An 11,665-nucleotide genomic window follows, 5' to 3' on the forward strand; every position below is an offset into this window, starting at 1 on the left:
ACTCTAACCACGAGATTCCATCTCGGCGAAGAGTTTTCCACACCGTGACTTCATGCCATGTCACAAAGGAGGTCCTATAAGACTCCGTCAGGATCGACTTTCACCCGGACAGGATCATGCTGATACCGCTTCTTCGCACTGAAAGCGGCCTTCGTTCCGCGTAGCGCGGCCGAGACCGCGGCCCCATCTCGGTAGCTGTAAAACAGCAGGGTACGAACCTGCTTGCCGTCTGGGTCTAACGGTGAGGGGCCGATGACGGATACCGTGGGCGGATGCTCCGGATCGGCACTTGTTTCGAGCAGTTGATGCTGGACATGCTCGACGAAGCTCTTTACATCTACCGGTGCCCCGTCGACCGTTGCGTAGCGGCGCACGGGCGGTAGCTGGGTTTGCTGACGCTGGTGGTACAAGTGCGAGAAATAACCGGGTATATCTAGCCGAGCGAGCGTGTTGACTTCTTGGCCAGGGTCGGCGGTGATAACGCAGAGCCCGTCTTGGTGATGTGGCTGAGCCAGAGCGAGTGCGTCAGTCCAGCGGTGAAATACGTCGGCCGGCGCATCCAGCCCTTCACGGGCGAGCATGGTGTTACCGTCCAACAGGATGACGGCAGCGTAGCCTTCCGGTGCCACCGGTTCCCCACCGGGGGTCGCTACCACCAGCACAGACTTTTGCGTGATGGTGGTCCGAATGTGGTCCCCGGCAGATGAGATCACCGGAACGTTGGCGAAAGCTCGCCCGAGTTCTTCTGCAGTCCGTTCAGCCCCACGATGAGCGGCTTTGAAAACTGTCGAGGAGCATTCTTGGCACTGTGGCTGGTGTTCGTGTCGGCCACACCAGCGGCACACGAGCGTCCCGGATTCGGTGTCACTCTTGTCTTGGTAGCCGAGGGGTCCGGTACATTCCGGACACCGCGCTTGGGTGCCACAACGTACACATCGCACAGCTGGAATGAACCCGGTACGAGCCACTTGGACGAGCACCGGCCCACGCTTCAGCGCCCGGGTGATGACCTGCCACGCTACGGATGGGATCCGATGTGAGCCTGGCCCGTATTCGCGTTCTTGGTAGTACTCGTCAGCCGCGACAATCACGCGCGGATAGAGGCTGCCTCTGCGTTCTCGGAGCGGTTGGTAGTCTTCCAGATAGCCGATTTCCACGAGGCGTTGCGTGTGGACGGACGGGCTCGGGCCGATGAAAAGCAGACTCGTGTCTTGCTGCTGGGCTCGCAGCAATGCCACGTCGCGGGTATTCCAGTACGGTGCCCGGGGTTCGCTGTGATTGTGGTTCGCATCGTCCACCACGATCATGAGTGTTTCGTCTTGAACCGGTGCGAACACTGCAGAGCGGGTCCCGATGACGATCTTAACCTTCCCGGTGGCTACTTTCAGATAGTTTCGATACCGCGGGGTTGGGCCGTCTTCTGCTGTCAGACGCGCATATACTTCTTCCGTGAAGCCGGCACCTTGAAGTTCCTCTTCGAGCCGGTCGAGGTTTTGTTGATCCGGGACGATAACGATCGCGCCTTGCTCGGCTTCATAGACGGTGGCCAACATGGATGCGACAAGCTGCGGCCAGCCCTGTGGGCCGTACCGAAGGGGTGTCACAATCCGAGCGCGGATATGCTCTTCGGCCACCATCTTCGCCGCAAGTCGGGACACTTCATCCGGAAAGCCCTCGCTCTCCCAATGTGGGTTAAGGGCCTTACGGATCTGCTGGGCGGAGTCCTCAGTACTCTCATCGGTGCTGTTTTCGTCACCTTGCTGTTCGGCAGCAGCAAATTCTTTGTCGATGGAGGCCACTCGGGGTGGAACCGCCGACCGCAAGACATCTGCCACAGTACCGGCAAAGCGCGCCGCTACCTGCTTGCAAAGACGGTAGGTACTTTCCGGCAGGACGGGGTGAGCGGAGAGAACCTTGTCCAGTTCCTGGAGTTTCGCGTCGGTCCGGGTGGTCGACATACGCTCCAGAACGAAGCCGTTGAGGAACTGGTGCCCGAATTTGGCCCGGATCCGGGCGCCGGGTTGGGCGCTCTCCCCCAGCTCGGTGGGCACCAGATAGTCAAAGGTCCGATCCAGGTGCGGTACTGGGGTTTCTAGGTGGACACGGGCCAGTGGCGGGTCCGCCAAATCGGCTCGGCCGGAGAAATCCCGTTCGGTATCGATAGGACCGAACAACTCGTCCTGGCCATCATCGGGTTCAAAGGCGAATAGCGTCTCATCCGACACGCGATTCACCTCCTTCAGACCGTAACCAGTTACCTTCCGGCGCGCTGACCTACTCCCCTTTTAGCTTATGCGTTGAAGTAGTTCTTCAGATCTGCGACCTTGACCAACGCTTCCCACGTGAAATCGGGGTCGTTGCGGCCGAAGTGTCCGTGTGCTGCGGTCTTCTGGTAGATCGGGCGCTTCAAGTCCAGGTCTTCGATGATGCCCAAGGGGCGTAAGTCGAAAATCTCTTGGATGGCCGAGGCGATCTTCAAGGGGTCAACGGTTTCGGTGCCGAAAGTGTCCACGTACAGGCCCACCGGACGTGCTTTCCCGATCGCGTAGGCTACCTGCACTTCAGCGCGGCGCGCCAGCCCTGCCGCCACCACATTCTTGGCGACCCAACGCATGGCGTAGGCGCCGGAGCGGTCCACCTTGGACGGGTCTTTCCCGGAGAAGGCGCCGCCGCCGTGGCGGGCCATGCCACCGTAGGTGTCCACGATGATCTTCCGTCCAGTCAGCCCGGCGTCCCCGACTGGGCCACCAATCACGAACGGTCCACCCGGGTTCAAGATCAATTCGACATCGGTGATGTCGAGGTCGGCGACCTCCAAGACCGGTTTGACCACGTAGCGTTCCAGATCTTCCTTGAGCCGGTCCTGATCGAAACCGTCCACGTGCTGAGACGAGACCACCACATTTTCTACCGTGACGGGCTCGTCCCCGTCGTAACCGATAGTGACTTGGGTCTTGCCATCCGGGCGCAGGTACGCCAATTCTCCGGTCTTGCGCACCTCGGTGAGACGTTCGGAAAGCCGGTGGGCCAGCCAGATGGGGGTCGGCATAAATACATCAGTTTCATCGGACGCGTAGCCGAACATGATGCCCTGGTCCCCGGCCCCTTGCATGTCACGGTCATCTTCGGCCGTATTGGAGCGGGCTTCCAAGGAGGTGGTGACGCCGGCAGAAATCTCGGGTGACTGGTTGCCGATGGAGATGTTGACACCGCAGCGGTTGCCATCAAAGCCGTTGGCTGAGGAATCGTAGCCGATCTCCAAGATGGTCTTGCGGACGATGTCCGGGATTTCCACGTACCCTGCCGTGGTGACCTCGCCGGCTACCTGCACCAGACCGGTCGTGGTCAGGGTCTCTACCGCCACCCGTGAATTCGGGTCAACCTTCAGGAGCGCATCCAAGATGGCGTCGGAGATCTGGTCGCAGATCTTGTCTGGGTGCCCGTCAGTCACTGACTCAGAGGTGAAAAGGCGTAGACCTGTCACAGATTTGTTTCCTTATAGCTAGGGTGCAGAGCAATCATGAACAAAACTTAGAGCCGGTCGGCGATGGTGCGAATCATGGTTTCGGCAACATCGTCCTTGCTGCCGGCAACCTCCGCCACCGGGGTGTCCTGGTCCAGTGCCAAGATGGTGACCGCGTTGTCGTCCCGACCGAATCCGGCGCCACCGGAAACATCATTGACGAACAGCAGGTCGCACTGTTTTTTCTCCAGTTTGGCCTGCCCGTACTCCAATACGGAGTGTTCTTTGTCGCCGGTTTCTGCGGCGAAGCCGGCGATCAGGCGCGGCCGTGGTTTCTTGCGCTGGCTTGGCCGACGCTTGGCGTTGCGCTTGGCCACGGCTTCGGCCAGAATGTCTGGGTTTTCCACCAGTGTCAGGGTCAAGGAGTTCTCCCCCGGCCCCTTTTTCATCTTTGCCTCGGCAACGCTCTCCGGGCGGTAGTCGGCGACCGCCGCTGCCATGATCAACACGTCGTGGCTGGGAGCCTGTTTGGTCACGGCTGCCTGGAGATCAGCTGCGGTGGGTGTGGGAATCACTTTGACGCCCGCAGGGGGTGCAACATCCATGTGGGCTGCCAGCAAGGTGACCTCGGCACCTGCTCGGCGGGCGGCGGCAGCCAAGGCGACGCCCTGTTTGCCGGAGGAGCTGTTGCCCAAGAAGCGCACCGGATCTAACGGTTCGCGAGTTCCACCGGCGGAGATCAGGACTTTGCGTCCGGTTAGCGGCCCCATCCGGGTTCCGGAGGATAGGTCTACGACCTCGGCGTTCAAGAACGCGACGATATCCTCGGGCTCCGGTAAGCGTCCCGGACCGGAGTCTTGACCGGTCAATCGGCCGGATGCCGGTTCCATCACGATGACCCCGCGGCTTCGCAGGGTTTCAACGTTGGCTACGGTCGCCGGGTTTTGCCACATCTCGGTGTGCATGGCGGGGACCAGCACGACCGGTGCCGTGGTAGCTAGCACGGTGTTGGTCAGCAGGTCCGGGGCCAACCCGGCGGCGATCTTGGCCAGGGTGTCGGCGGTGGTCGGGGCGATCACGACCAGATCCGCGTGTTGACCCTGGGCCACATGGTTGACGTCCTCGACGGCAGCAAAAGTGCTGGTGTGAACCGGGTTGCCGGAAAGCGCCTCCCAGGTGGCTTTACCAACGAAGTTCAGTGCCGCCTCGGTGGGGATGACGTGTACTTCGTTACGGGCTTCGGTCAGCAGGCGCAACAGCAACGCAGCCTTGTAGGCGGCGATGCCTCCTGTTACACCGAGGACGATTCGCATGCTTAGGCCGCGTCAGTGTTTTCTTCGGCGGCGGTAGCGACCAACAGGCCGTCGTTGACTTCACGCAGTGCAATCGACAGTGGCTTTTCGTTCAGCTTGGTGTCGACCAGCGGCCCGACGTACTCGAACAGGCCTTCATGCAGCTGTGCGTAGTAGGCGTTGATCTGGCGGGCACGCTTGGCGCTGAACAGCACCAGTGCGTACTTGGAATCAACTTTTTCCATCAACTCATCAATCGGTGGGTTGATGATGCCTTCGTAGTGCTCAGACAAAGTGTTGTCTCTTTCTGTCAGAAAATTCGTGGTGTGCGGATCAAACCGTCAGGCGAAAAGGAAACCCGATGTGGGTGGGCCTATTTGCCCAAGCCCATCAAGGACACAAGCTCGCCGGCGCAGCGCTCGACCGTGTCATTAACGATGGTGGTGTCGAACTCTGTTTCCGCAGCGAGTTCTAGTTTAGCGGTTTCCAAGCGTTTTTGCTGTTCAGCGGCGCTCTCGGTCCCCCGACCAATCAGCCGATCCACCAATTCGTCCCAGCTTGGCGGTGCCAAAAAGACGAAATGTGCATCCGGCATGGTTTCCTTCACCTGGCGGGCACCTTGCAGATCGATTTCCAGCAGCACCTTCTTGCCTTCGGCAATGGCCCGCTCGACGGTCGAACGGATGGTGCCGTAGCGATTCAGCCCGTGCACCAACGCCCACTCCAGCATTTGGCCAGAATCGACCAGTTCATCAAACTCGTCGTGGCTGACGAAGAAGTAGTGTTTGCCGTGTTCTTCGCCCGGGCGTGGCTGCCGGGTTGTCGCCGAGACGGACAGCCACACCTCCGGGTAGTTATCCCGGATGTAGGTGGACACAGTCCCCTTCCCCACCGCGGTGGGCCCGGCTAGGACGATGACGTTGTGACCATTCTCATGTGCGATGGCGTTCATGCTCAGCTCTGCTCCTTCAATTGGTCGGTCACCGCGGTGATGGCGTCGATGAGCGACTGCCGATCCGGTCCGGCCTTCAGGATCCCGCGGGAGGAGTTGGGCACCACTTGGGGGTACGCCTGACCGAAACCGGAACGCAGGTCCGCCACGGTCGCGCCCTGGGCACCCAAACCTGGGGCCAGCAATGCCGCCCGGGAACGGGCCAAGTCGATACCCAATGCCTGCGCCTGTTGGGCGACTGTGGCGCCCACGACTAGCCCGATGGGGCCGAGCTTGGCCGGTTCAATCAGCGAGGACATGAAGTAATCGTTCTCGTCCTCGGCCGCTTTCACGATGGCGGCGGCCACCGAGCCCTGCCCGTCCCGGTCCCCGAGGTGCTGCACGGAGGCCCCTTCCGGATTAGAGGTGAGCGCCAACACGAACAGGCCGCGGTGATTCTGCTCGGCCAAGTTGATGGCCGGACGCAAGGATTCAAAACCCAAGTATGGGCTGACGGTCAGCGCGTCCCCGGCCAACGGTGATCCGTCGGCCAACCAGGCCTCTGCGTAGGCCTGCATGGTGGATCCGATGTCGCCGCGTTTGGCATCATTGATCACCAGCATGCCGGCGGCCTGAGCTTCGGCAATGACCTTCTCCAGCACGGCGAAACCGGCCGAGCCGAAGCGCTCGAACAGGGCCACCTGCGGTTTGAGGATCCCGACGCGGCCGGCCCCCGCCTCCACCACGGTTTTGGCGAAGGCGGACAGGCCAGCAGCTGAGTCATCCAGCCCCCACGCCTTCAGCAGGCTGGGGTGCGGGTCCAGTCCAAGGCACAGCGGGGAGTATCGCTCCATCGCAGCTGCTAGCCGGTGACCGAAGGTCGGCACAAGCTCGAACTCTCTCATGGGTGACTCTTTCTACGTTGAAGGGGAAACCGAGAACAGTAGCCAGCAGAAGGTTACTTCCCTGCCGCGGCGGCTACCGTCTTCGCGTGTTCTTGCAGTGAGGTGATGTTCCACTCGTATTGGCGCAACGCCTCGATGGCCTGTACGGCTGCGGAGAACTCGGCGACGGTGGTGATCATCGGCACGCCCACCGAGGTGGCTGCGGCTCGAATCTCGTAGCCATCCCCGCGCGCGGATCCGCCGGATGGTGTGTTCAGGATCAGGTCGATGCTGCCGCCGTGGATCTGCTCCAGGATGGTGCCGGTACCGTCCGGATCGGTGGCGTCGGCGATCTTCTCCACGACCTCGCACTGGATCCCGTTGCGGGCCAGCACATCGGCGGTACCGCCGGTGGAGACGATCTTGAAGCCCAGATCGGCCAAGTGCTTGACCGGCATGATGGCCGAGCGCTTGTCCCGGTTGGCCACGGAGACGAAGACCCGACCGTCCTTGGGCAACGGGTTGTTCGCGGCCGCCTGCGACTTGGCGAAAGCGGTGTCGTAGTACTTGTCGATGCCCATGACCTCACCGGTGGACCGCATCTCCGGGCCTAGCAGCGCGTCAACCACGCGTCCTTCCGGGGTGCGGAACCGGGCGAACGGCAACACGGCTTCCTTCACGGAGACCGGGGTGCCCAGCGGCAGGGAGGCACCGTCGCGGCCGGCCGGCAACATGCCCTCGGCGCGCAAGTCGGCGATGGTCTTACCCACACCAATCAGGGCCGCGGCCTTGGCCAGCTGAACGCCGGTGGCCTTGGAGACGAATGGGACGGTGCGGGAGGCACGCGGGTTCGCCTCGATCACGTACAGCACATCGGAGGCCAGCGCGAACTGGATGTTGATCAGGCCACGCACGCCCACGCCCTCGGCGATCGCCTTGGTGGCGGCCACCACGCGCTGCTGCGTGTCGTTGCCCAGCGAGATCGGCGGCAGCACACACGCGGAGTCACCGGAGTGAATACCGGCCTCTTCGATGTGCTCCATGATGCCGCCCATGTACAGTTCTTCACCGTCAAACAGGGCGTCCACGTCGATTTCAATGGCGTCTTCCAAGAAGCGGTCCACCAAGACCGGGTGATCCGGGGTGATCTCGGTGGCGTTCTCGATGTAGCGGGCCAGGGATGGCTCGTCGTACACAATCTCCATGCCGCGGCCACCGAGCACGTAGGACGGGCGCACCAGCACCGGGTAGCCGATCTCGTCGGCCACGGCCTTGGCTTGGTCGAAGGAGACGGCGGTACCGTTCTTCGGGGCGATGAGGTTGCCACGATCCAGCACGCGGGCGAATTCACCGCGGTGCTCGGCCAAGTCGATGGCCTCCGGGGAGGTACCCAAGATGGTGACCCCGGCATCGGCCAAGTCTTGGGCCAGCTTCAGCGGGGTCTGGCCGCCGAGCTGGACGAAGACGCCCTTGACGCCACCGGTGCGTTCCTCGGCGGCAATAACTTCCAGGACATCCTCGAGGGTCAGAGGCTCGAAGTACAGGCGGGAGGAAACATCGTAGTCCGTGGAGACGGTCTCCGGGTTACAGTTCACCATCACGGTGTCGTAGCCCTTTTCGCGCAGCACCATGGAGGCGTGCACGCAGGAGTAATCAAACTCCACGCCCTGGCCAATCCGGTTCGGACCCGAACCCAAGATGATGACCGTCTCACCCTGATGCTGCTGGACTTCGTCCTCTTCATCGTAGGAGGAGTAGTGGTACGGAACCTTGGCCTCAAACTCGCCGGCACAGGTGTCCACGGTCTTGTAGACCGGACGGATCCCCAGTGCGTGGCGCAGCCCGCGCACCACGGCCGGGTCCATGTGCCGCAACGCGCCGATCTGCGCGTCGGAGAACCCGAAGCGCTTAGCCTTGCGCAACAACTCTGCGTCCAGTTCGGTGGCGTCGCGGACCTCGAGGGCTACCTCGTTGATCAGCTGCAGTTGGTCGGAGAACCACGGGTCGATGCCGGTGGTCTCGAAAATCTGCTCCGGGCTCACCCCGGCCAGCAGAGCGCGCTGGACCTGCTTGAGCCGCTCGGTGGTGCCGGTCTTCATCTGCTCGAGCAGCTGGGCGGCCTCGGCCTCGTCGGGTACGTCGAAGGTCAGTTCGGCACCGGACTGCTCCAGGGAGCGCAGGGCCTTCTGCAGGGCTTCGGGGAAGTTCCGGCCCAGTGCCATAGCTTCACCGACGGACTTCATGGTGGTGGTCAGTTCCGGATCGGCAGCCGGGAACTTCTCGAACGCGAACCGTGGGACCTTCACCACGACGTAGTCGATAGCCGGCTCGAAGGCGGCCAGCGTGTCACCGGTCAGATCGTTCGGGATCTCATCCAGGGTGTAGCCTAGGGCCACCTTGGTGGCGATCTTGGCGATCGGGTAACCGGTGGCCTTGGAGGCCAGGGCGGAGGAACGGGAGACACGCGGGTTCATCTCGATGACGACGACGCGGCCGGTGTCCGGCTCGATCGCGAACTGAATGTTACAGCCACCGGTATCCACACCGACTTCGCGGATGATCTTAATGGAGATATCCCGGATCTTCTGGTACTCGGCGTCGGTCAGGGTCACGGCCGGTGCCATGGTGATGGCGTCACCGGTGTGCACGCCGACCGGGTCGAAGTTCTCAATCGAGCAGATGACGATGACGTTATCGTTCTTATCGCGCATCATCTCCATCTCGTACTCTTTCCAACCGAGGATGGATTCTTCCAACAGGACCTCGGAGGTGGGGCTGTACTGGATGCCGGCGCCGGCGATGCGGTGCAGATCGGCCTCGTTGTAGGCCATCCCGGAGCCCAGCCCACCCATGGTGAAGGATGGCCGGACCACTAGCGGGTAGCCCAGCTCCTCGGCCGCCTTGACGGCCTCGTCCATGGAGTGCACGATGACGGAGCGGGCGGATTCGGCGCCGCAGCGCTCCACCACGCCCTTGAACAGCTCGCGGTCTTCGCCCAGTTCGATAGCGTCAATGTTCGCGCCGATCAGCTCAACGTCGTATTTGGCCAGCACCCCGGCCTTATCCAACGCGATGGCGGTGTTCAGCGCGGTCTGCCCGCCGAGGGTCGGCAGCAGGGCGTCCGGGCGTTCTTTGGCGATGATTTTCTCCACCACGTCTGCGGTGATGGGTTCCACGTAGGTGGCGTCGGCGAACTCCGGGTCGGTCATGATGGTGGCCGGGTTGGAGTTGACGAGGATGACCCGGATGCCCTCTTCTTTCAGCACGCGCAGTGCCTGGGTTCCGGAGTAGTCGAATTCGGCGGCCTGGCCGATGACGATCGGGCCAGAGCCGATCACCATGACGGAGCGCAGATCAGCACGTTTTGGCATTGTGTGAGTCTCTTCCTACTCTTAGTTACCCGTGCGGGCGGTCAACAATTCTACAAAGCGATCAAAGTTGCTGGCGGCATCCAGCGGGCCGGCACCTTCGGGGTGGAACGCGGTGGCGAACACGGCCTTGTCGGCCAGCTCGATCCCCTCCACAACCCCGTCGTTCAGGGACCGGTACGTGACGGCGACACCGTCGATGCTGGTACCGGCGGGAATGTCCAGTGCGTACTGGTGCGACTGGGCGGTGATCTCCACCTTGCCGGTGGCGGTATTGGTCACCGGCTGGTTGGCCCCGTGGTGGCCCACGGCCAACCGGGTGGTTGGTACACCGGCGGCCATACCGATGATCAGCTGGCCTAGGCCGACGCCGAAGACGGGCAGGCCGGCCTCGATCAGCTCTTTGACCGTCTCAGCGCGTTCGGTCAGCTGTTCCGGGGTACCCGGTCCGTCGGAGACGAAGACACCGGCAACCCCGGCTTCGGTGACCTCGGCCGAGCCCGCATCGGCGCTCAGCACGGTTAGTTCCGCGCCGCGGCGGGCCAGCGAGAGCAGATCGGACTTCTTCACACCGTTGTCCAAGACGGCCACCTTCACGGCCGGTCCGCTGACCTCATCCGGGTTCAGCCCTAGATCGGTGGCGGTCAGGGTACGGGCCTGGGCGCCGGCTGCTGAGGCGCGGTAGGCGTCGGTGTCCACGGTTGTGTCGGCGACCTTGCGGGTCAGCTCGGCCACCGGTGCGGCGGCGTCTTCACCCACAAAGATGCCGGCGTTCATCACACCGTGGTCCCGGATGTGGTGGGTCAGGGCGCGGGTGTCAATACCTTCGATGCCGGTGATGCCCTGGGCAGCCAGGTCTTCTTCCAGCGAAGTTTCGCTGCGCCAGTTCGAGGGGCGGCGGGAGAGCTCACGCACAATGAGACCGGCGGCCCAGACCTTAGTGGACTGGGCATCTTCGGTGTTCATCCCGGTGTTGCCAATGTGCGGGAAGGTCAGGGTGATCATGGTGCCAGCGGAGGCCGGGTCGGTCAGGGCTTCCTGGTAGCCGGACATGGCGGTGTTGAAGTTGACCTCACCAAAGCTGGTGGTGTTGGCGCCGAAGGCGCGGCCGGCAAAGGTACGGCCATCGGCAAGGACCAACAGGGCTTGCGGCCGGTGCTGGCGGCTGGTGTTCTGCGTGTTCACGCGTTCTTCTCCTTGGGGGTGCTGGCCATGAGCTCTTCCAGAGCCTGACGAAGTGGTTTCTTCTCTTCTGCGTAGCGGACGCGAAAGCCGGTGGTCACCAGGTGGGTCTGCTCCGCACCTTCGTGTTTTCCGAGCGTCCAGGTGACCATGATCAGGCCGTCTTTTTCCACGAATTTGCCGCTCTGACCGGAGCCGTAGCCGACCTCGGTGATGGCGGAAGCGGGGATGAACAGGTCATCCTCCCCGGCCCGGCGGTAGCAGAGCCCGCCGGGATAAACCTCCAGGACCGCCAGAGATTTATTGCCGAGGCTGTGCGCGTTGACCCGGGTTAGCAGGTCGTGCGCGAACGCCGTGGAGACGTATTGGCCTTCCACCGCCAGCGCGGCCTGGCCCAGCTCGGTGCCGGCCGGTACCGGTGGTGGTATCGGGGTGTTGGCGTGGCGGCGTTGTTGGGCGCGCCATCCCCACAGCATCGCTGCGATGATGACGACGATGATGCCAATCGTGATCAGAATGGCCGGTACGTATTCCACGTGCTGTGC

The 11,665-nt window shown here is 62.5% G+C and carries 9 protein-coding genes; all 9 read right to left on the reverse strand.

All coding sequences use genetic code 11. The features are described from left to right. Nucleotides 1-74 precede the first annotated feature (74 nt). Nucleotides 75-2,225, reverse strand: a complete 2,151-nt coding sequence (locus ACFFFR_RS01520; protein WP_377457611.1) for a primosomal protein N' family DNA-binding protein — start codon at nucleotides 2,223-2,225, stop codon at nucleotides 75-77. Between the two features lie 65 nt (nucleotides 2,226-2,290). Further along, complete coding sequence (metK, locus tag ACFFFR_RS01525; protein ID WP_377457612.1) at nucleotides 2,291-3,484, reverse strand: methionine adenosyltransferase; 1,194 nt, start codon at nucleotides 3,482-3,484, stop codon at nucleotides 2,291-2,293. Nucleotides 3,485-3,531: 47 nt separating this feature from the next. Then, nucleotides 3,532-4,776, reverse strand: a complete 1,245-nt coding sequence (coaBC, locus tag ACFFFR_RS01530; RefSeq protein ID WP_377457614.1) for a bifunctional phosphopantothenoylcysteine decarboxylase/phosphopantothenate--cysteine ligase CoaBC — start codon at nucleotides 4,774-4,776, stop codon at nucleotides 3,532-3,534. Between the two features lie 2 nt (nucleotides 4,777-4,778). Beyond that, nucleotides 4,779-5,048 (reverse strand): DNA-directed RNA polymerase subunit omega, encoded by a 270-nt coding sequence (gene rpoZ / locus ACFFFR_RS01535; protein WP_377457616.1) that lies wholly within the window; start codon nucleotides 5,046-5,048, stop codon nucleotides 4,779-4,781. 80 nt (nucleotides 5,049-5,128) lie between these two features. Beyond that, nucleotides 5,129-5,707 (reverse strand): guanylate kinase, encoded by a 579-nt coding sequence (gene gmk / locus ACFFFR_RS01540; RefSeq protein ID WP_377457618.1) that lies wholly within the window; start codon nucleotides 5,705-5,707, stop codon nucleotides 5,129-5,131. Nucleotides 5,708-5,709: 2 nt separating this feature from the next. Next, nucleotides 5,710-6,591, reverse strand: a complete 882-nt coding sequence (gene pyrF / locus ACFFFR_RS01545) for an orotidine-5'-phosphate decarboxylase (protein WP_377457620.1) — start codon at nucleotides 6,589-6,591, stop codon at nucleotides 5,710-5,712. A 53-nt stretch (nucleotides 6,592-6,644) separates the two neighbouring features. Then, nucleotides 6,645-9,941 (reverse strand): carbamoyl-phosphate synthase large subunit, encoded by a 3,297-nt coding sequence (gene carB, locus ACFFFR_RS01550; protein ID WP_377457622.1) that lies wholly within the window; start codon nucleotides 9,939-9,941, stop codon nucleotides 6,645-6,647. Between the two features lie 21 nt (nucleotides 9,942-9,962). Continuing rightward, the gene (carA, locus tag ACFFFR_RS01555) at nucleotides 9,963-11,123 is read right to left on the reverse strand and encodes a glutamine-hydrolyzing carbamoyl-phosphate synthase small subunit (RefSeq protein ID WP_377457624.1); all 1,161 of its coding nucleotides are present in this window, start codon (nucleotides 11,121-11,123) and stop codon (nucleotides 9,963-9,965) included. Beyond that, a complete protein-coding gene (locus ACFFFR_RS01560; protein WP_377457626.1) occupies nucleotides 11,120-11,656 on the reverse strand; it encodes a PH-like domain-containing protein in 537 nt (178 codons plus the stop codon). Before ACFFFR_RS01560 ends, carA begins: the two co-directional genes overlap by 4 nt. Nucleotides 11,657-11,665 lie beyond the last annotated feature (9 nt).

The organism is Micrococcoides hystricis, assembly GCF_042434215.1.
In the GTDB taxonomy this organism is placed as follows: Bacteria; Actinomycetota; Actinomycetes; order Actinomycetales; family Micrococcaceae; genus Micrococcoides; species Micrococcoides hystricis.